A 20,467-nucleotide genomic window follows, 5' to 3' on the forward strand; every position below is an offset into this window, starting at 1 on the left:
CAATTTTGGAACATTTATTAGGACAAGATTGGGAAATAACCCCTGCAGGTGGAGAAACAGGTGAAGCATTTTATGCCCAAAATAAAGGGCAGAAATTATTTTTAAAGAGAAATTCATCTCCATTCTTAGCCGTATTGTCAGCAGAAGGAATAGTCCCAAAACTTGTTTGGACAAAAAGATTTGAAAATGGAGATGTATTTACAGCTCAACAGTGGCTTATCGGAAGAGAGTTTAGTCATTCGGATATGACGGATGATCGAGTAGCAATGCTGTTAAAAAAAATTCATACCTCAAAGCCTTTATTAGAGATGTTAAAAAGACTTGGCAAAACGTCTCTCCTTCCAAGTATGATTATTGCAGTGATAAATGCTGAGTTGGATGATGAACTTTTGAACTATCCTATTATTAATCAATCTATTCGATATTTGGAAAGGAATTTACCTTATATCCACAACGAAGATCATGTTGTTTGTCATTGTGATGTCAATCATAACAACTGGCTGCTGTCTGAAGACAACCAGTTGTATTTAATCGATTGGGATGGCGCCATGATTGCAGATCCTGCCATTGATTTAGGTATGCTGTTGTATTGGTATATTCCGAAACAAAATTGGAAAGATTGGCTAACTAAATATGGATATGAGCTTAGCGAACAATTGCTGCTTAGAATGAAATGGTATGTTGTTGCACAAACAATTACTTCCATACAATGGTACAGAAAGAAAGCACGCTATTCGGAAATGGAAAAATGGATTCAGTTTTTACATGATATGGATTAATTAAGACAATCCATTAATATCATCCACCCATTGGGAAAGCTGGTCTTGGTATGAGCCGATGTGATGATTAAGATTAGAAGATTGAATTCCTTTTTGACTATATTGATGGATTTCTTCCAGTATTGGAAGAATATTTTGATCGATATTTCCATTTACTTTTAATGAAGTAATGAGTCTTTCTAATTGTTCACATTCAGAAACTGATCCACAACAATCAGATTGATGATTATTGAGAATATCTTTTAATAAATTTATTTGATGCTCATGATTGATTGGCATGCTGAAAACACCCTTTCTGCAGGTTCTTGCAACGAACTGCAATAATCAAATACCCTTAAGGAATTCACTAATAGGTTGTGAATTCTTTTTTTCTTTATACTTTTTTGTTATTTGTAAAATTATCCTTTCTTTTTATCCCACACTTAACGGGCAGTAAAACCCCTACTCGGGGATGCAGAGAAATCGAGGAAGCTAGGTGTTGAAACTCGCCCGTAAAGATCCGATAAGTTCAACTAACCCCCACTGATGGAAGGTTCACTTTATGGGACAGGTTGTAAAAAAAGAGACTTGCATGAAAAGTTGATGCATGGTATTGTTTGAACGATAAGTGGAAGAAGGAGTGTCAAAATGCGATTAAGACATAAACCATGGGCGAAGGACAAGTTAAGTGCATACCCACAGTATGTTGTTCAAATTCCGGAAGAAAATAAGGGTAAATGGCAGCATATTTTTGAACAAGAAGGTCCTATTCATATAGAAGTTGGAACAGGAAAAGGCCGTTTTATCAGCGAAATGGCAAAAGCAAACCCAACGATTAATTATATTGGAATTGAATTACAGGAAAGTGTCATTGTATCAGCTTTAGACCGATTAATTGATGCAAATGTCCCGAATATTAAATTGATGAATAGCAATGCAGCTGATTTAACAACTTTTTTTGCTGATGGAGAAGTGGATCGTGTTTATTTAAATTTTTCTGATCCATGGCCAAAAACAAGACATGAAAAACGAAGATTGACTTATAAAACATTTTTAAATACTTATGAACAAATTTTAGTTAAAAATGGTGAAATTCACTTTAAAACGGATAATCAAGGGTTGTTTGAGTATTCTTTAAAGAGTTTTTCTGAATACGGTTTATTATTGAAATTTATTAGTCTTGATCTTCATCGAAGCGGCTTTGAAGGCAATATTATGACAGAATACGAAGAGAAATTTTCCACTAAAGGAAATAGAATTTATCGCAGTGAAGTTCAGTTTCGATAATTAAAACGAAGAAAGCAAACGGTTGTCACGAGACTAAGGCGGGTATCATTAGATGCCCGCATTTTTTATCCCACTCTTAACGGGCAGTAAGCCCCCACCTCGGGGATGCTGAGAAATCGAGGAAGCTAGGTGTTGAAACTCGCTCGTAAAGGTCGGATAAGTTCTACTAACCATCAGTGAAGGATGAAGAAAAACCCACTGATGGAAAGGTTCACTTTATCATGATGCTATATATCGCGCCTTAAAATGGAATCGTGATGGAGAAATAGAAGAAAGTATATTGGTAAATAAGGCGATGTAGAATTAAAATTTAAACTATCCAAAAATAGCTCTTTTATGCTTTTAAAAGCTTTCATAAGAGGAACGAAACGGTTATATTATCTTCTGAAAAATTCAGTTGCTTCTTCTTGATGAAGGATAAAATACAAAAGGAGATTTCGAATGTGAAATCTCCTCTTGTATAGTGCTTGCTATCCTATAGGTCAGCACTTCTAAGTAAATCTTTAGGCTTCTTGTAGAAAGAGCAGTTTTTTTATCTGTTTTAGACACTAATTGGATAGTAATCAAGTATTCTGCCAGTTTTACTGTCAGCGATAAATTCAATGATTTCCTTTGCTTGATTCTTGTGTGAAGTGATGCCTCCTTTATAGACATTGTAGGTTGTGTTTTCTAGTTCATATTTTTCTTTTTGCATATGAATCCAAGAACCAGTGATTGGACCTTGGCTTTTAAATTGTTTTTTTACAATATTTAATACGTGATCACTTGAAAGTATATGATTTTTTGCTGCAGCTTCTGTTGTCATATAGGCAGTCGCAGCCCCGATTACGACTCCTGCTAAAAATGATCTCCAATTCATATAATTCCCTCCATTTCCCTTCTGTTATTATAGCCAAAATTGGCTGGACAAGTAAAATAACATATAAAACAACTGAATGATTAAATTTTGTCTTTATGAAGGCTCTGTTAAACGATAATGTTGTTTTTGGGAAGGGAATTTGCTGAGAACTCCTACTCCTGCGGAAAAACGGGCAGGGAAGACCACGTAAGACGGGTACGGAGGCCACTTGAAAAGTGTTTTATTAGATAAATTAAAGGTGAAACGCTTAAATTTAGAAGGGGAAAAAGGGTATAGAAAATTTGAAAACGAACATCATGTTGGTTAGGAGAGGTGTCCGCACGACTCCTGCTCAGGTTAGCGAGACAGGCGAGCCTCTGCATGCAGGAGCGTAGCGACGAAGCGGATCAGGCGCAGCCCAGCGGAAAGCGTGTGGTAAGCCTCGGAAAACCGAACGAAAACCTCTGATTGCTTGGATTGTCACTACCAATATTTTATCGTATTCACTTTTTCAGAGACCTCACTGGTACGAACGAGGAGGCTTGCTGGATCGTCTGCGGAAAGCGAGTAGATTCCTTGACCATTCAAAAATCAACAATGAAATTTAACAGAGCCTTGTCGAAAAGGAAATAGTGGTAAGCATTTTAATATTTCGGTAAAATAAAGTATAGCTTTTTTAGGGTCGCTAAGAAATAGAATATACTTTTGTAGCTAAACATAATTTTAAAAGAATTACATAAAAAAAAGAAAGAAAGAAGGTCCAAAAATGAATGAACAAACATTAGAGCTATTTCGCGCTTTGACAGAGCTGCCAGGCGCTCCTGGCAATGAGCATGCAGTGCGTTGTTTTATGCGTGAACAATTAGGTTTATACAGCGATGAAATTATTCAAGATAAGCTTGGGAGTATTTTTGGGGTAAAAAAAGGAAAAGCAGATGATCCAATTGTAATGGTAGCAGGACATATGGATGAAGTTGGTTTTATGGTAACGGCTATAACGGAGAACGGAATGCTGCGTTTTCAGCCATTAGGAGGCTGGTGGAGCCAAGTGCTTTTAGCGCAGCGGGTGCAGATCATGACAGATAATGGACCCATTACAGGCGTAATTGCCTCCATTCCACCTCATCTTTTAGATGAAGCGCAGCGCAATAAACCAATGGAAATAAAGAATATGTTAATTGATATAGGTGCAGATGATAAAGAGGATGCATTGACGATCGGAATTAAACCAGGGCAGGCTATTTTGCCTATTTGTCCGTTCACTCCTTTGGCAAATAAAAAGAAAATTATGGCCAAAGCATGGGATAATCGCTATGGTTGCGGCCTTGCGATTGAACTGCTCAAGGAGATGAAAGGGGTAGAGCTCCCAAATAACTTATATTCAGGTGCCACTGTTCAAGAAGAAGTTGGTCTGCGTGGGGCACAAACTGCAGCAAATATGATTAAACCAGATGTTTTTTATGCATTGGATGCTAGTCCTGCAAATGATACGACTGGGGATAAAAAACAGTTTGGCCAGTTAGGAAAGGGAGCACTTCTTCGCATTTATGATCGAACAATGGTAACGCATAAAGGATTAAGGGAATTTGTTTTGGATACAGCTGAAAGTAATAATATAGCCTATCAATATTTTGTTTCTCCGGGTGGAACAGATGCGGGAAGAGTCCATGTTTCGAATGAGGGGGTTCCAAGTACTGTAATTGGAATTTGTTCAAGATATGTGCATACAAGTGCTTCTATCATTCATATTGATGACTATGCTGCAGCAAAAGAATTATTAATTAATTTGGTGAAGTCAACAGATAAAGCAACAGTTTCCTCCATTTTAACGATGTAATAAAACTGCCGCCTTTTTATATTAGTCTATCAGGGATGAGTACCAATAAAGAGAATTTGGTCGTTCTTAAAGTGGAGGGATATGAGGTTGAAAATTTGTATAGGAACAAAAAATCCAGCAAAAGTAACAGCTGTTAAGGAAGGCTTTTCATTAATGGTAGAAGCTGCTTTTCTTCCATTAGATATACCTTCTGGTGTAAGTGAACAGCCATTTTCTGATGAGGAGACGATTCAAGGAGCTGTAAATAGGGGCAGAGGGGCAGTACTTGAAGGAAATGGTAATATTGGCATTGGTTTAGAAGGTGGTGTCCATCGTACAAAGGAAGGTTTATATTTATGCAATTGGGGGGCACTTGTTACAAGAGAAGGGAAAATCTTTATAGGCGGAGGTGCACGATTGCCTTTGCCAGAGGAACTAGAAGAACCTTTATTGGCAGGAGAAGAATTAGGACCGATTATGGATCGTTATGCCCAGAAGAATAATGTTCGTCATAATGAGGGGGCTATTGGTATCCTGACAAATGGAAAAGTCTCTCGAAGTTCTATGTTTTTGCATGTCATCCATTTATTAATAGGACAATATGAATACGATAAACAAAAAAAATAAGCTGACAAAAATAGAGCAAGGATGTCTAAAATTAATCATAAATACTGAGGCTCGTTCCTAGTGTTGGAAACAATAACAAGTCTAAGTGTTTATAGGAGAATGCTTGGACAGCCTCTGCTCTTTTTTTCTTAAGGACTAATATTTAGTTTATTTTTTTGTTGACTAACGCAATATATGCTTCAGGCTTTCAAAATGAAGCTTTTCTAGTTGTTTGTCCTGCTCGGATACTCATAACCAGTCACAGAGGAAGAACACTATCGACTAACTACGCCATGTCCTAATGTCTGCCGATTAACCTGCATCGATTAGCCTGAAGTTTTTACAAATAAGACATATGCTACACTTTGTAGCATATTAGATGCTTGGTTTATCCCACTCTTAACGGGCAGTAAGACCCCCACCCTTGGGGATGTTGAGAAATCTAGAAAGCTAGGTGTTGAAACTTGCCCGTAAAGGTCCGATAAGTTCAACTAACCACCAGTGGGGGATGAAGAAAACCCCCACTGATGGTTAGTTGAACTTTATTTCTTTGCAGATTTAGTTTATTCTTTTAATAAAATGTTTCATACTAGAGAAAAATTTGGGTTTCTTTTTTGGATCTGCTGAAATGTTTGGTCTGTCAGACGAAACGGGATTTTTTTGCAAATTAAATTGGTTTACTTCATTATGTAATTCGTTGGCAATTTGATTAAGGTCCGTTGCTGCAATAGCAACTTTAGAAATAGCATCTAATTGGGTATCGCTGGATGCAGAAACTTCTTCAGTAGCTGCTGCTGCAGTTTGGGAAACCTCATGCACTTCTTTGATGCTCTCGGTTAATAAAAGATTGGCGTTTTCTACTCTTGTAACAGCACTGTTAATTGTACTTATTTTTTGCGTAATGTTGGCAATTGATTCTGCAATGACCTCAAATGCATGTTTAGTGGAAAAGACGGAATTGCTTTGTAAATCCTTATAATGGTTAATGGTTGCAGCATCTTGTTTTAGTTCCTCCATTTGAACTTGCATTCCCTGTACAAGAAGATGAATTTGCTGAGCTTCTTGTTTCGATTTTTCTGCTAACTTTTTGACTTCTGCCGCAACTACAGAAAAACCTTTCCCGCTTTCACCAGCTCTTGCAGCTTCAATCGCTGCATTTAATGCAAGTAAATTCGTATTTTCTGCAATATGTTGTATTGTATCAACAATGGTGGAAATATTTTGAGATTGTTTTGTAGCAATGACTACTTTTTCAGTTAAATTATTGGCTAATGTTAAAAACTGATCAGAAACATTTTGAAGATCTTTTATTGTCTTTAATCCAGTAATACTTTCTTTTTCTGTCAGATTAGCATGTGTCGAAATTTCTTTGCTCCAATTGCCTGCTTGTGTGATAGATTGATTAACTTCTTGTAGAATGGTTAAAGATTTATCTAATTGATGCGCTTGCTCTGTAGCACCAACTGCAACCTGCTGAATGGCAGTATTTACTTCATTTGCTTGAGCGGTTGTTTCTTCTGATATAGCAGCTAAATGTTGTGAGGATGCTTGTAATTGATCTCCAGAATCTAATATAAAGAGAAAGCTCTTTTGTACTTTTTCGGCCATCTTATTAAATGTTTTGGCAAGGTTGCCCATTTCATCTTTTGTACTAATTGGAACACGATGGGAAAAGTCTCCCTCGCCAATTTTTTTGGCTCCTGACTCTAGAGAACTGATAGACTTTGTAATGTTTTTTAATAATAAAAAACCAATGATAGATAAGACGATTATAAGAAAAATGCTAATGGAAAGAATGGTTAAAGTGTAAATAGTGTTTTGTTTATTGATATGAATCAGAAGAGCATCCTGTTCTTTTGTAACAGCTTTGTCCATATCCATAATAACGGACTCAATGGATCCTGACTGGGTATCAAAAGATGCGACGTAAGAGTCAGTTTGTATATAGGAGTTATGAATAACACTTACGTAATTTTGGTACTTTTTAATGCCATTAAGAATGGATTCTTTCGTATTGGTGTTTAACTGATCATTTGTATTCACAACATTTTTTAAATCGTCCGTACTTTTTATAAAGTCTTTATAGAAATCTTCCGCTTTTGTAGAAATATAAAGTTCTTTTAATTTATTTATTTTTGTTAATTCATTTTGTATTTGTCTGTTTTTGGAAAAATTAGTGATGGATGATAGTTCCTTAACCGAACTTTCTATGTCTCCTCTTAATCCTTCGAAAGAATCATATCCAATGGACTCATACATATCTGATAACTCAATGAAACTTTTTTGGTATGCGTTTGTTAAATCCTTAATATCTTTAAATTGATTTCTAATTTTGGCGGATGCCTGTGGATTATCTGTGTTTTCCCCTGTTAATTCTAATATTTTAGCAATATTTGTAGTAACTAATTCTACATTAGAATAGGTTGGATGAAGCAAATAATTCTTTTCATTTAACCTTGTTTGCAGGATTAATGTTTTAATATCACCGCTGTCGTTAACGAGTGATTGCAGCTCCAGTTCCTTTTGTCTATTGTCGGATTGCATCTTATTAAGGAAAAAAGTGAAGGATAATAATAAGAGAAGGCCGACTATTGTCATGCATAGTATAAAATATAGTTTTCTTTTTATTGTTCGCATACTGTCCCCCCTTTTGTTTTTTTAATAAAAAGAATTGTTAATTAATTATAATTAGAAAAAAACATTAGTACAATAGTATTGGTTGAAAAAACAAAAATGTGTGTCATATTATCTAACATGAAAACCGAATTAGTTATTTATGCTTATTCGAATAAACCGGGATAGTTATGTGGTGGCAGTGGATAGGAATTTTTTTTACCGAATAAGTAAAGCATTTTATTAGTATGCCGGAAGAAAATTTGATACCATCAAAGAATAAAAACTTGACGGTTTGGGAGGAAAAATAATGCAAGCATTGCAATCGCAAGAACAAATAAAGGAATTACAAAGCAGTAAACAAAAACATATTTTTCTTTTTTCTGCTACTTGGTGTGGAGATTGTCGTTTTATAGAACCATTCATGCCAGAAATTGAACAAAAATACAGTGATTTCACTTTTATCTATATCGATCGAGATAAATTTATTGATACTTGTATCGAATTAGATGTTTTTGGTATCCCAAGTTTTATTGCATATGAAAATGGTAAAGAAATAGGCAGATTTGTAAGCAAGGATCGAAAAACACAACAAGAGATAGAAAAATTTATTGACTCTTTGTCATAAGACAAAAAAAAGCGTTGCTTTTTAAATAGTAATGCTTTTTTTTTTTTTTGAAATAAAGTGATATAGCATTTATAATAAGCTAGAGTTTTTAAATATGGCTGATTAAAGTTGTTTTTTGTAAGATCAGAAAGTATAAGTTTTTTGAAGTCAGATAGCTGTCTAGCTCCAGCGCCTATTGCCTATCGAACTTCAGGTCTTCTCCCTACGATAAGTCAACATCGATTCGCTAACGCTCATCGTGTTTCCTTTATCTCAGTCGAAGCCCTTCCAGTTCGTACGGCAATGAGCAAGGCGCTTGCGCTTTTCTTATAGAAGGCAAAAAAAGTGTTATATACAGTGAAATTGTTAGACGCCAACTTATTAAAGGAGAATGGTGGATAGATGAAAATGGATAGTAAAAAAATGAAAGATCTATTAAAAAAGAAATTAAGCTCGAATAACCGTACTTTTACATTTGATGCAAAAAAGGATCAAATTAGAATTGAAAGTAAAGAGTCTGGAAAAGGCGTAACAGTTACGCTGCCCGGAATTATAGCAAAATGGGAAACAGAAAAGGAAAAAGCCATTGATGAGGTTGTTTATTATATTGAACAAGGGCTTCAGGCAATTGAGAAGGACACAGTACTTAAAGGAAAAGAAAAAAATATTTTTCCTGTTATACGTTCTACTTCTTTTCCTATACAATCAAATGAAGAAGTTCCATTTATAACAGATCAACATACAGCAGAAACAAGAATTTATTATGCTTTAGATATGGGAACAACCTACCGATTGATTGATGAACAATTAATGAAAAAAGAAGGCTGGGAGCACCCTAGAATAAAGGAAATTGCTCTTTTTAATGCTAGGTCTCTGCAGACAAGGTTAAAAGAAGATATAGTAGCTGGTAACCGTTTCTATTTTCTAAACAGCAACGATGGATATGATGCCAGCAGAATATTAAACGATGCTTTTTTGAAAGAAATGTGCGAGAGGATAGAAGGAACAATGGCACTTGCTGTACCCCATCAAGATGTATTGATTATAGCGGATATTAAAAATGATACGGGATATGATGTACTTGCACAAATGACAATGAGTTTTTTTGCCAGTGGACGGGTTCCTATTACTGCTTTATCCTTCTTATATGAAGAAGGAAGTTTAGAACCAATTTTTATTCTTGGAAAAAATAAAAAGAGAGAAAAAAAATAGTCATTTTGCAGCAGGGTTAAGACGACAAATCTTTAAAATCAGTGAAATCGTTTGTCGCAAGCTTAAAAGCATTTGTTGATAAAGTTTAATGAAAAAGATGCTGAAAATACTTCAGATTGAAAACAAAATGCAATAAAAGAGAACTAAAATGAGGGTGGCTTGCAAGAGTAGAAAGCAAAATTAGGTATGTTCGTGAAGATCTATTCTTCCTGAACCATGCATACTGATTTTGCGTTGTCTATTGTAAGTGCCCTTTTCTTGATTTTTTTGAAGCATAATAAAAAGTGCAAAAAATATGGTACGATAGATAAAAAGCTAATAAAAAGTGCTCAATTTGCTTATTGTAACTGTTAAAATAGGAAAGAGAATGTGAAGAAAGAGTGATACAAAGTGAACTGGTTCAAAAAAGTAATAAAACAGATAATAAAAGATGACCAGAATGAAATGGACCAAGAACCAACTTTTATAGAAGAAAAGAATCATCCCCCTTCTAATGAATGGAAAAAGGAAATAGATTCAAAGGTTATCTATCAATATCCAAAAGGGAAGTTTCGGTTTCCAGTTATACCAGACAGCCCATCCCACGAAAATAGGAGAGAAAGAAATAGGGGGCATAAAATCGAACCAGATAAATTGACGCCCCAAGCAAGTCATGTGGAGCAAGAAAAGCAGCAAAAAGACCAAAATTCAAAAAGTTCCAATAAACAAGAGAGTGTAAATAAAATAAAGAGGCCATTTCGCCCAACGGAAACAATCTCTCCTATTTACGGATATAACAGACCCATAAAAAAAGAGCAAATATCCAAAAGTATCGAAGCAGAACAAGATACAAAGGAATATCTTCCTCCAGCATATGATGAACATTCTAGCAATTCAACAAAGAATTTGCTGTTATTTGATGAAGAAGCAGCTGTTGGTTTAGAACTAGAGGATATTCTTTCGCAAGGGAAACAGGAAGAGATGAGCATCGAGGAAAATGAAAAACTGTCCTTTGTTAATAAGGAAAATGAAAATACTCAAAATGTGGTTCAATCGGATGATAGACAAGAGTTTGTTTTTACAGATGAAGTAGTAGAAATACTAGCAGAAGATAATAGAAAACAATCATTAGAGGTACTGCCAGAAAAGGCAGAGGCAATTCATGCAGATGTAATAATGCATCCAGAAGAAGCTTCACAAGAATTAATAGAAGATAAAGCCTCACTAGAAATAGTACAAGATAATGTCGTAATAAATAATAATGATTCAGCAATTGGGGAAAGGAAAGCAAGCAGCCTTTCTGTTATTAATAAGGATGCTGAGCGAAAAGAAGAAGTTAAAAGTGATGAGGAAATAGAGCATAAGGAAACCTCAACTAAACGAAGTTCTTTGCCTTTTAATGTTCTAATGCTAAATAAAGATAGACAATACATACAGAAGAAAAAATTAGAACAGAAAAAGGAAAGCTTGTTAATAGAAAAAGAATCATCTACGCAAAAAAACAACTATAAGAATGAAGACATAGATACTCCCTATTATGTTTTTCCATCGATAAATTTGTTGACTCCACCAATTTTGGGAATAGACAACGAAGATTGGATACAAGAACAAAAGGGAGCATTAAATGATACTTTATTCAATTTTAATGTTCAGGCTAAAGTAGTAAATATAACTCAAGGACCATCTGTTACGAGGTATGAAGTGCAGCCGGAGCCTGGGGTAAAAGTAAGCAAAATTACCAACCTTTCCGATGATTTAAAGCTTAGTTTAGCTGCAAAAGATATACGTATTGAAGCACCTATTCCTGGGAAACACACAATTGGAATAGAAGTGCCGAATTATAAAAGCAGACCGGTGCTAATAAGTGAAATCATACAAAGCGAAGAATTTAATAGCTCACATTCTCCTTTGACTGTGGCATTGGGATTGGATATTTCGGGGAAGCCAATAGTGACAGATTTAAGAAAAATGCCTCATGGACTTATAGCAGGTGCAACAGGTTCTGGAAAGAGTGTGTGCATCAATACGATGCTGGTCAGTTTATTATATAAAGCGAAACCGGAGGAATTAAAGCTTTTATTAATCGATCCAAAAATGGTAGAGCTCGCTCCATACAATTACATTCCTCACTTGGCTAGTCCAGTTATAACAGATGTTAAAGCTGCAACAGCTGCTTTAAAGTGGGCGGTAGAGGAAATGGAGCGCAGGTACGAATTGCTTGCACATTCTGGTGTTCGGGACATATCAAAATATAATCAATTGGCAGAAGACCATAAGCGTTATGCAGATAAATTGCCATACATTGTTATCATTATTGATGAGTTAGCTGATTTAATGATGATGGCGCCAGCTGATGTAGAAGAGGCAATAAGCAGGATTGCACAAAAGGCAAGGGCTTGTGGCATTCATTTGCTAATTGCCACACAACGACCTTCAGTGGATGTTATTACAGGATTAATTAAAGCAAATGTTCCAACACGAATTGCTTTTTCTGTTTCTTCTCAAATCGACTCCAGAACCGTTATCGATATCAGTGGTGCAGAGAAACTGTTAGGAAAGGGAGATATGCTGTTTTTAGAAAATGGAACCTCCAAGCCTGTTCGCCTACAAGGAACTTTTGTTTCCGATGAGGAAATTGATGAAGTTGTTCAACATGTTAGAAAAGAACAAAAGCCCGTATATTTATTTGAACAGGAAGAGTTAATGAAAAAAGTCCAAATGACGGATGAAGAGGATGAGCTGTTTTATGAGGCGTGTGAATTTATTATCGAGCAAGGCGGTGCCTCCACTTCCAGTCTGCAGAGAAGATTTAAAATCGGCTATAACCGTGCTGCAAGATTAATTGATATGATGGAAAAGCAAGGATTTATTTCGGAAGCAAAAGGAACGAAACCTCGAGATGTTCTAATAACGGAAGGAGAATTTTTGAATATTCAAGAAAATGCATAAGGATGAAGCATTATGACCATTGGGAAATTTAGAGTCCGACTTAGTTCAGTTGAACTCCTGCCTTTTATTAATTGCATGGGTTTAATGGTTTTCATTATTTAGACTAACTAAGCACAAAAAAATCTACAAAGCAAATTCGAAACGAAAATGACTGTTACATAGTTTTTCTTCATAAAAGGTGGTATAATGAATAAATGTGAATGCAAAAGGAAAAAAAAGTTAAATTTCCTCTTCGTGCAACTAACATCCATCAAGTGAAGAAGAACTTATCAGGACATGTTAAATAGAGGAACATAGCGAGAGCATAATGCTATGAGCAAAATAAAGATTAGTGTCATATACTGTTTAAAAGATATACGTTAGTTGGAGGTTCTTTAGATGACTATTTACCACTTCGTAGGTATAAAAGGGTCAGGAATGAGTGCTTTAGCACAAATTCTGCATGATATGGGTTTACAGGTTCAGGGTTCTGATGTAGAGAAAACTTTTTTTACACAATTGGCTCTAGAACAATCTGGAATAACCATTCTACCATTTCAAAAAGAAAATGTTAAACCAGGCATGAACGTAATAGTTGGAAATGCTTTTCCAGATACACATGAAGAAGTAGAGGAGGCAATGAAATTAGGCCTTCCTGTTATTCGTTATCACCGTTTTTTAGGTGACTTTATGAAACAATTTACTAGTATTGCTGTAACAGGAGCTCATGGGAAAACATCTACAACTGGATTGCTTTCACATGTTATAAAAGGGGCAAAGCCAACTGCATATTTAATTGGGGATGGTACAGGAAAAGGCGTAGAAGGAGCCGAATATTTTGCCTTTGAAGCATGTGAATACAGAAGACATTTTCTGTCATATTTTCCAGACTATGCGATTATGACGAATATAGACTTTGATCATCCAGATTATTTTGCAAATGTTGATGATGTTTTTTCAGCATTTCAGGAGATGGCATGGCAAGTGAACAAAGGTATTTTTGCTTGCGGAGACGACGAACAGCTGCAAAAGATACAAGCAAAAGTGCCGGTTGTTTTTTACGGATTTGACGACGAAAATGATTTTCAGGCAAGAAATGTTGTGAAAACAACAGAGGGGACAACATTTGAAGTATATGTACGTAATACGTACTACCATACTTTTTCTATTCCAACCTTTGGAGACCACAATATTTTAAATGCTTTATCTGTTATTGCATTAAGCCATTATGAAAACTTGGATGCAGAGATAGTAAAAGAGAGATTATTATCATTTCAAGGTGTGAAACGCCGCTTTTCTGAAAAAGTAGTAGGATCACAAGTAATAATCGATGATTATGCACATCATCCAACAGAAATTAAAGTAACGGTTGAAGCTGCAAGACAAAAATATCCAAATAGAGAAATTGTAGCAGTATTTCAACCACATACATTTTCAAGAACACAAACCTTTTTGAATGAGTTTGCCAACAGCTTAAATTTAGCAGATGCAGCTTATTTATGTGAAATTTTTGGTTCTGCAAGAGAGAATCACGGAAAATTGAGCATTCAAGACTTAGCTGGAAAAATTCCAGGCAGCAGAGTTATATCTGAGGATACAATTGATTCATTAAAAGCGCATGAAAATGCTGTTGTGATATTTATGGGTGCCGGAGATATTCAAAAATTCCAAGATGCCTACGAAAAATCATTTGTTTAAGAAAAGTGAAGGCGCCCGTTTAGCGATGAACGGACTGGAGCACTCCGAACGAGATAAGACAAACCTTCCAGCAGGGATGATCTTTCCCCTGCTGGTTAGATGAGTCGATCGGCCATTTACGGACAGTTAGCCTTAATTAAGATTGACTTCTTGCTTTATTAAAGATTCAAACTTGAAAATGACCATTACTGTCCGTTAATGGTGGATAAAGGAAACACGAAGAGCAAGCTATTCGATGTTGACTTATCATAAGGAGGAGAGCGAAGTACGAGAGTCTTTTGACTTGCAGCCTTCAAGTCTGTGGCAACATTGGAACTTGTACTTCCTGTAAGTCTATCTTTAAATTTTATAATTTCTTTGCTTTAAAAAATAAAAACCACGTGGGAAAATCCTTCTCACGTGGTTTTTTCGCAAAAAAACGATAGAATTAGTGAAGATTCATAACTGAATTTTATCCCACACTTAACGGGCAGTAAAACCCCCACCTCGGGGATGCAGAGAAATCGAGGAAGCTAGGTGTTGAAACTCGCCCGTAAAGATCCGATAAGTTCAACTAACCATCAGTGGGGGATGAACAAAACCCCCACTGATGGAAGGTTCACTTTATTTTAAATTCTCCGGATTAAGTGATTCTAATTCAGGGATTACGAATTTTCCATTTTTTCTAATTAATACACCATCAAAATATATTTCGCCGCCGCCATAATCTTCTCTTTGAATATTTACCATGTCCCAATGGATATTGGAATGATTGCCATTAAAAGCATCATCATAACATTGACCTGGTGTAAAATGGAAGCTGCCGTCGATTTTTTCATCAAACAGAATATCCTGCATTGGATGGAGAATATATGGATTAACACCAATAGCAAATTCACCGATATATCTTGCACCTTCATCTGTATCTAAAATTTTATTTAATCTTTCTGTATCGTTTGATGTTGCTTTAATAATTTTACCGTTCTCAAAAGTTAAGGACACATTTTCAAACGTAAAGCCATGATAAGGGGACGGAGTATTATAAGTCAGGATGCCATTAACAGAATCACGGACTGGAGATGTATATACCTCTCCATCTGGAATATTCATTTGACCGGAGCATTTAATAGCAGGAATATCTTTAATCGAAAAAGATAAATCAGTGCCTTGTCCAGTTATTTTTACTTTATCGGTTTTATTCATTAATGCAACAAGATGATCCATTGCTTTATCCATTTTTCCGTAGTCAAGATTGCATACATCAAAATAAAAATCTTCAAAAGCTTCTGTGCTCATTTTTGCCAGCTGAGCCATGGAAGAGTTTGGATAGCGCAATACTACCCAGCGTGTTTTTGGCACTCGAATTTCCCTATGTACTTTCTTCCCAATTGTTCCCCCTTCAATTTTCATTTTATCCGCAGGCACATCGGCAAGCTCATTAATATTATCACCAGAACGCAAGCCAATATAAGCATCCATTTGGCTCATTACATTTGCTTCGAAGCTTGCCATCATCTCGTATTGCTCCTCTTGTGCTCCTAATAAAAGGCTGCGGTTGATTTCATTATCCTTCAGCAAAACAAATGGATATCCACCTGCAGCATATGCTTCTTTTACAAGAGCTTTTACTAATTCTTTTTGCAACCCAAAGTTTTCTATTAAAACTTTTTCCCCTTTTTGTAATCGTATTGAATAATTAATGAGGTTTTTTGCTAATTGTTCTATTCTTTGATCTTTCATATGTAGGTACCTCCATTTGCAATAATAGTTTTTGCCATACTATTATTGTACCCGAAAAAATATTTTTCTTAAATAATAATAACGAACAAGATTAATCTTATTAAATTTTGTTTGAAAAACAGAAGGTTAGAACTGAAGAAATCAGGGTAAAGAATCAATAAGTGAAAATCTTCATTTCATTAAATCCGATAAGAATAAAATGAATGGAAAGAGTTGTATGGTAAGCTCTATTAACTGTTTATCCTTATATTTGTTTCTCTATTTGTTTCCCTCTATAATAGAAACATGGTTTAAAGAATGGAAAAACTGGGAATGCAACTAAAAAAGCGGAGGTGCCATTATTATGATTAATATTTTATATTGGAGCGTTGCCCTTGTAGCAATCGCGTTTACGGTTTTAGTCATTTATCTGGCCAAAACATTAAAATCCCTACATATTACACTAGACAGTGTATCCAAAACATTATCTGGACTTGAAAGACAGCTGGATGGAGTGACAAGAGAAACGACTGTTCTGCTTGAGAAAACGAATGTTTTAGCAGCGGATATACAGCAAAAGTCTGAAAGCTTAAATACTGTTGTAGACGCGGTGAAAGGTGTGGGAGAATCTGTTCGGGGATTTAACCATTCTGTTCAATCAATCAGCAATAATGTAGAAACAAAACTTGAAAAAAACAAAGATAAAATTGCGCAGATTGTTCAATGGAGTAATATTGCATTGAATCTTAAAGAGCAATGGAATTCCCGAAAAGTAGTGGCAAAGCGTAAAAGCAACAATTCGTCTATATAAAAATTAGCTTATAGACAAATACAATTTGCAAATAAATAGGAGGTTGTTTTTTATGACAAAAGATTACGAAGTAGTAAATACAAGAGAAAGTGAAAATACAAGTTCAAAAGATTTTTTATTAGGGGCTATTGTAGGCGGAGTTGTAGGTGCGGCGGCAGCTTTATTCCTCGCTCCTAAACCAGGGAAAGAACTTATGAATGATGTAAATGAACAGGCAGCAAAATTAAAAGGAAAAGGAATTGAACTTTCTGGTACAGTGAAGGACAAAGGTTCAGAATTTATCAGTATTGCAAAAGAGCAGACAGATCGTTTAAGTTCTGCCGTAACTAAGCATTCAATTGAACTAAAGGATAAGGTAAAAGTAATGAATGCAGACAAGAAGGAATCTGCCAGCATTGGCGATGAATCAAGCAGCAGCAGTGAAACAGAAGGAAACGGCCATGTAGAAGATTTTAAAACTGGCTATGATGAAATTCAGCAAAAGCTGGAAGAAACAAAAAAAGCATTTGATGAAACAGAAAGCAAGTATAATCATTAAATGTAGATTACATTGCCTATTTTCCCCTAATGTTTAACATCTTTTATGTTGGCTCTGTTAAACGATCATGTTGTTTTGGGAAGGGAATTTGCGAGGATCCTGCTTAAAAAACAGGCTGGCAAGACCCCGCAAGACGGTTACGATCGAGGGGGCTTGCCGGTTCATCTGATTATGTTATTTTAGTAATATTAATATATTTTCGAATTGCCTACTAGGAGGAATAAGATGAAAAAGATAGATTCCATTGAAGAATTTGATAAAGAAGTGCAAAACAATTCTTCTGTTTTGCTGTTAAAACATAGTTTAACATGTCCAATCAGTCTTGCTGCTTTTGATGAATATCAGGAATTTACAGAAGCAAATGAAAATGTAAATGCCTGCTATTTAGCTGTACAGGATTCAAGACCATTATCCAGTCATATTGCAGAATTCTATCAGATAAAGCATGAATCCCCACAAGCATTGTTATTTACAAATAATAAAGTTGTTTGGAACGCTTCTCATCGAAATATTACAGTTAATACTTTAACAGATGCTGTAAATACAAATAAATAAAAAAATGAAGGATTCCCTAGACGATGTTAATCGATTTGGGGAATCCGTTTTTTTTAGATAAGAAAGTATAAGTTCATCTGAAGTCTGACGTATGTCCAGCTCCAACGCCCTATCGGCATCAACGCTTCCTTCACCTCGTCTACGATAAGTCAACTTCGAATCAATTTGCTCTTCATGTTTCCTATATCTCACTAGATTCAGTCCAGCTTTTTCTGTCGATGAGGAAGGGAGCTTGGACTTTTCTAATAAAAAGACAAAATTTTGCTGACAATCTTCATGATGTGTTCTATAATGCAATTAAGTAAACTTGTAGTTTACTTAATTGCACATAGATGAATGGGTGTGTTAAATGGGAATAAATGAGCGAAAACAGAAGGAAAAACAAATACGTCGAAACGATATTATTGATGCAGCTGAACGAGTTTTTTTCACAAAGGGATATTCAGTGGCAACAATGAATGATGTAGCGAGAGAAGCAGAATTTAGTAAAAGAACGGTGTATGTTTATTTTAACAGCAAGGAACAAATTTATTTTGAAATAATGTTAAGAGGCTACAGATTATTAATAGAAATGCTAGAAAAAGAATGGCAGGACAAAAAAGTTGGTGACTCGCTAGAATATATTCGAAAAATGGGAAGAATCCTTTTTCATTTTAGCAAGTTGTATCCCGATTATTTTGAAGCAATCGTTGAATATGAAAACGGGGAAAAGGATTTTGACAATGGCATACCAGATCAATCTAGGGAAGAGTGCTATGCTTTGGGAGAGAAAGTATTTGGATTTTTGTTTGACGCATTAAAGGAGGGAGTAGCGGAAGAGCATATTCGCAAGGATTTAGATTTGACTAATACAGCTCTCATTTTATGGTCATGTATCGTAGGTGTATTTACGATGACAAAGAGAAAGAAAAATTATTTTAAACATTATCATCAAAAAAATTCTGAAGATTTTATTCCTGAAGCATTAGAGCTTTTAATAAGATCCATTCAAAATTAGAGAAGGGGTAGAAACGAAATGAAAAAGGTGAAAAGAAAAATAAGTTTTCTTACCATATCATTGTCGGTTTTACTAGTAATTGTTTTTTCAACGATCTTAATAGCAAGCGGTGCTTTTTTAACACCAAAATATTTAGAGCCATGGAAAAAAAACTATTCAGCGCAATTTGATGACCCTAGAGTAAATTTAGCATCACAAGGACTTTTAGCGGCTAGCGGTCACAACATGCAGCCGTGGATCATCCGACTTGATAAAGAAAATCCGAATGTATTTTACCTGTATGCGGATTCAAAAAAGCTAGTACAACAAGTCGATCCATATGCAAGACAAACGCTAATCTCTCAAGGGACTTTTTTAGAATATGTGAAAATAGCAGGTGCAGAACATGGCTATGATGTAGGCCTGGACTTATTTCCTGAGGGCGAATATGATGAACGGAACATCAAGGAAAGCATGAAACTAAAGCCTGTAGCAAAAGTTACTTTAAAGAAAGTGGAAGGAATAGAAAATGTACTTTATCCTTATCTTTTTTTGATGGATACAAATAGATTTGAATACGAGAATACTACATTAACTGATCAACAAATCAAGCAGTTAAATGAGCTGAGCGATAAAACTGGTATCACGATTAAGATTTTTCAGGATCATATTAATGTAAAAAATCTTGGTCGATTTGCAATTGATGGTGCAAAAATTGAATCTAAGATTCATAGAATCAATATAGAATCTGGAGAAATTTTTCGTGCCAATGAGTATAAAAAAAATAAATATCGGTATGGTTTTTCTGTTGAAGGGCAAGGGATTACGGGAATGAAAAAACATCTAATGCAAGGTCTACTGACACTTATTCCCTCTATGAATAATGAAAAAGCATCAGCTGATTTATTTGTAAAGTCCACTCAGATTGGAGTGAATCACACTCCAGTATATGCGATGATTATGACAAAAGATAATAGCAGAAGCAACCAGGTGAAGGCAGGAATGATCTATAGTCGTCTTGTTTTGACTGCGCACAGCATAGGCTTTGTCATGCAGCCTCCTAGTCAAGTATTGGAAGAATACCCAGAAATGAAAGAACAGAATAATAAAATTCATCGGGAATATGCGTTACATGGAGAAACGATTCAGATGTTTGTTCGCATGGGCAAGCCAACAAAAGAAGCTCCGAAAAGTATGCGACAGGATGTAAGAGAATTTATTCAATGAATGGGGAAACAATAATGTGTTTCCACTTGCCACCTCTGATGGAAAAGAAATAGAAGTATTTGCAGCCTCCATACTATAAGGTGGCGTGAGCGAAGCTAAACTTTCTGCTTACTAGGAAAACGAAAATAATGAACATCATAATGATCTAGATGCTGTTATTAGTCGCTTAGCTCCGCCCCTTTTCCACAAAGCTAATCAAACTTGAAAGGTAATGATAGAAATAGGCCTGCTGCTTCCTTTCGTTTTTTTCTATAGTATGGATTGGCTCTGCTCACGCTGCCTTTATCCCACACTTAACGGGCAGTAAAACCCCCACTGAT

The 20,467-nt window shown here is 35.5% G+C and carries 17 protein-coding genes; 13 read left to right on the forward strand and 4 right to left on the reverse strand.

Annotation, left to right across the window (positions count from 1 at the left end; genetic code table 11):
* The first annotated feature begins 5 nt into the window (after positions 1 to 5).
* Entirely contained in the window at positions 6 to 779 is a 774-nt protein-coding gene (locus tag ACTYBU_RS10180; RefSeq protein WP_445489396.1) for a phosphotransferase, read from the forward strand.
* Here ACTYBU_RS10180 and ACTYBU_RS10185 read toward each other — a convergent pair whose 3' ends face one another.
* Complete coding sequence (locus ACTYBU_RS10185) at positions 780 to 1,058, reverse strand: YtzH-like family protein (protein WP_445489398.1); 279 nt, start codon at positions 1,056 to 1,058, stop codon at positions 780 to 782. It abuts the gene before it with no gap.
* A gap of 348 nt (positions 1,059 to 1,406) precedes the next feature.
* Between ACTYBU_RS10185 and trmB the strand changes: the two genes are divergently transcribed.
* Complete coding sequence (gene trmB, locus ACTYBU_RS10190) at positions 1,407 to 2,045, forward strand: tRNA (guanosine(46)-N7)-methyltransferase TrmB (protein WP_445489400.1); 639 nt, start codon at positions 1,407 to 1,409, stop codon at positions 2,043 to 2,045.
* A 541-nt stretch (positions 2,046 to 2,586) separates the two neighbouring features.
* Here trmB and ACTYBU_RS10195 read toward each other — a convergent pair.
* Positions 2,587 to 2,904 (reverse strand): PepSY domain-containing protein, encoded by a 318-nt coding sequence (locus ACTYBU_RS10195; RefSeq protein WP_445489402.1) that lies wholly within the window; start codon positions 2,902 to 2,904, stop codon positions 2,587 to 2,589.
* Positions 2,905 to 3,649: 745 nt separating this feature from the next.
* On the opposite strand from ACTYBU_RS10195, the gene ACTYBU_RS10200 reads away from it, so the two are divergent.
* Together ACTYBU_RS10200 and ACTYBU_RS10205 are read left to right on the forward strand one after the other, a co-directional pair.
* Positions 3,650 to 4,720 (forward strand): M42 family metallopeptidase, encoded by a 1,071-nt coding sequence (locus ACTYBU_RS10200; protein ID WP_445489404.1) that lies wholly within the window; start codon positions 3,650 to 3,652, stop codon positions 4,718 to 4,720.
* Positions 4,721 to 4,807: 87 nt separating this feature from the next.
* Complete coding sequence (locus ACTYBU_RS10205; RefSeq protein WP_445489406.1) at positions 4,808 to 5,326, forward strand: DUF84 family protein; 519 nt, start codon at positions 4,808 to 4,810, stop codon at positions 5,324 to 5,326.
* Positions 5,327 to 5,863: 537 nt separating this feature from the next.
* Here ACTYBU_RS10205 and ACTYBU_RS10210 read toward each other — a convergent pair.
* The gene (locus ACTYBU_RS10210; RefSeq protein ID WP_445489408.1) at positions 5,864 to 7,942 is read right to left on the reverse strand and encodes a methyl-accepting chemotaxis protein; all 2,079 of its coding nucleotides are present in this window, start codon (positions 7,940 to 7,942) and stop codon (positions 5,864 to 5,866) included.
* A 286-nt stretch (positions 7,943 to 8,228) separates the two neighbouring features.
* On the opposite strand from ACTYBU_RS10210, the gene ACTYBU_RS10215 reads away from it, so the two are divergent.
* The 4 genes from ACTYBU_RS10215 (at position 8,229) to murC (ending at position 14,342) form a co-directional block, all read left to right on the forward strand.
* On the forward strand, positions 8,229 to 8,546 hold the full coding sequence (locus tag ACTYBU_RS10215; RefSeq protein WP_445489410.1) for a thioredoxin family protein: 318 nt from the start codon (positions 8,229 to 8,231) through the stop codon (positions 8,544 to 8,546).
* Between the two features lie 381 nt (positions 8,547 to 8,927).
* Positions 8,928 to 9,737 (forward strand): DUF1444 domain-containing protein, encoded by an 810-nt coding sequence (locus ACTYBU_RS10220; RefSeq protein WP_445489412.1) that lies wholly within the window; start codon positions 8,928 to 8,930, stop codon positions 9,735 to 9,737.
* Positions 9,738 to 10,181: 444 nt separating this feature from the next.
* On the forward strand, positions 10,182 to 12,665 hold the full coding sequence (locus ACTYBU_RS10225; protein WP_445489681.1) for a DNA translocase FtsK: 2,484 nt from the start codon (positions 10,182 to 10,184) through the stop codon (positions 12,663 to 12,665).
* 378 nt (positions 12,666 to 13,043) lie between these two features.
* Positions 13,044 to 14,342 (forward strand): UDP-N-acetylmuramate--L-alanine ligase, encoded by a 1,299-nt coding sequence (gene murC, locus ACTYBU_RS10230; protein ID WP_445489414.1) that lies wholly within the window; start codon positions 13,044 to 13,046, stop codon positions 14,340 to 14,342.
* Between the two features lie 603 nt (positions 14,343 to 14,945).
* Here murC and ACTYBU_RS10235 read toward each other — a convergent pair.
* The gene (locus ACTYBU_RS10235; protein WP_445489416.1) at positions 14,946 to 16,061 is read right to left on the reverse strand and encodes an aminopeptidase; all 1,116 of its coding nucleotides are present in this window, start codon (positions 16,059 to 16,061) and stop codon (positions 14,946 to 14,948) included.
* A gap of 343 nt (positions 16,062 to 16,404) precedes the next feature.
* Here ACTYBU_RS10235 and ACTYBU_RS10240 point away from each other — a divergent pair, with 343 nt between their 5' ends.
* From ACTYBU_RS10240 to ACTYBU_RS10260, 5 genes are all read left to right on the forward strand, one after another.
* On the forward strand, positions 16,405 to 16,851 hold the full coding sequence (locus ACTYBU_RS10240) for a DUF948 domain-containing protein (protein ID WP_445489418.1): 447 nt from the start codon (positions 16,405 to 16,407) through the stop codon (positions 16,849 to 16,851).
* Between the two features lie 52 nt (positions 16,852 to 16,903).
* Positions 16,904 to 17,389, forward strand: a complete 486-nt coding sequence (locus ACTYBU_RS10245) for a YtxH domain-containing protein (RefSeq protein ID WP_445489420.1) — start codon at positions 16,904 to 16,906, stop codon at positions 17,387 to 17,389.
* 225 nt (positions 17,390 to 17,614) lie between these two features.
* Complete coding sequence (gene ytxJ / locus ACTYBU_RS10250) at positions 17,615 to 17,944, forward strand: bacillithiol system redox-active protein YtxJ (protein ID WP_445489422.1); 330 nt, start codon at positions 17,615 to 17,617, stop codon at positions 17,942 to 17,944.
* A 349-nt stretch (positions 17,945 to 18,293) separates the two neighbouring features.
* Positions 18,294 to 18,941 carry a TetR/AcrR family transcriptional regulator gene (locus tag ACTYBU_RS10255; RefSeq protein WP_445489424.1) on the forward strand — a complete coding sequence of 216 codons (648 nt, stop codon included), beginning with the start codon at positions 18,294 to 18,296 and terminating at the stop codon, positions 18,939 to 18,941.
* An 18-nt stretch (positions 18,942 to 18,959) separates the two neighbouring features.
* The gene (locus ACTYBU_RS10260) at positions 18,960 to 20,147 is read left to right on the forward strand and encodes an Acg family FMN-binding oxidoreductase (RefSeq protein ID WP_445489426.1); all 1,188 of its coding nucleotides are present in this window, start codon (positions 18,960 to 18,962) and stop codon (positions 20,145 to 20,147) included.
* The last annotated feature ends 320 nt before the right edge of the window (positions 20,148 to 20,467 follow it).

The sequence above is a fragment of the Niallia sp. 03133 genome (genome assembly GCF_052663225.1).

What these genes read in the sequence shown, in the direction of transcription:
- ACTYBU_RS10185 (WP_445489398.1), bottom strand. Translation starts at nt 1,058, where the DNA reads ATGCCAATCAATCATGAGCATCAAATAAATTTATTAAAAGATATTCTC.
- trmB (WP_445489400.1), top strand. Translation starts at nt 1,407, where the DNA reads ATGCGATTAAGACATAAACCATGGGCGAAGGACAAGTTAAGTGCATAC.
- ACTYBU_RS10195 (WP_445489402.1), bottom strand. Translation starts at nt 2,904, where the DNA reads ATGAATTGGAGATCATTTTTAGCAGGAGTCGTAATCGGGGCTGCGACT.
- ACTYBU_RS10200 (WP_445489404.1), top strand. Translation starts at nt 3,650, where the DNA reads ATGAATGAACAAACATTAGAGCTATTTCGCGCTTTGACAGAGCTGCCA.
- ACTYBU_RS10210 (WP_445489408.1), bottom strand. Translation starts at nt 7,942, where the DNA reads ATGCGAACAATAAAAAGAAAACTATATTTTATACTATGCATGACAATA.
- ACTYBU_RS10215 (WP_445489410.1), top strand. Translation starts at nt 8,229, where the DNA reads ATGCAAGCATTGCAATCGCAAGAACAAATAAAGGAATTACAAAGCAGT.
- ACTYBU_RS10220 (WP_445489412.1), top strand. Translation starts at nt 8,928, where the DNA reads ATGAAAATGGATAGTAAAAAAATGAAAGATCTATTAAAAAAGAAATTA.
- ACTYBU_RS10225 (WP_445489681.1), top strand. Translation starts at nt 10,182, where the DNA reads ATGGACCAAGAACCAACTTTTATAGAAGAAAAGAATCATCCCCCTTCT.
- murC (WP_445489414.1), top strand. Translation starts at nt 13,044, where the DNA reads ATGACTATTTACCACTTCGTAGGTATAAAAGGGTCAGGAATGAGTGCT.
- ACTYBU_RS10235 (WP_445489416.1), bottom strand. Translation starts at nt 16,061, where the DNA reads ATGAAAGATCAAAGAATAGAACAATTAGCAAAAAACCTCATTAATTAT.
- ACTYBU_RS10240 (WP_445489418.1), top strand. Translation starts at nt 16,405, where the DNA reads ATGATTAATATTTTATATTGGAGCGTTGCCCTTGTAGCAATCGCGTTT.
- ACTYBU_RS10245 (WP_445489420.1), top strand. Translation starts at nt 16,904, where the DNA reads ATGACAAAAGATTACGAAGTAGTAAATACAAGAGAAAGTGAAAATACA.
- ytxJ (WP_445489422.1), top strand. Translation starts at nt 17,615, where the DNA reads ATGAAAAAGATAGATTCCATTGAAGAATTTGATAAAGAAGTGCAAAAC.
- ACTYBU_RS10255 (WP_445489424.1), top strand. Translation starts at nt 18,294, where the DNA reads ATGGGAATAAATGAGCGAAAACAGAAGGAAAAACAAATACGTCGAAAC.
- ACTYBU_RS10260 (WP_445489426.1), top strand. Translation starts at nt 18,960, where the DNA reads ATGAAAAAGGTGAAAAGAAAAATAAGTTTTCTTACCATATCATTGTCG.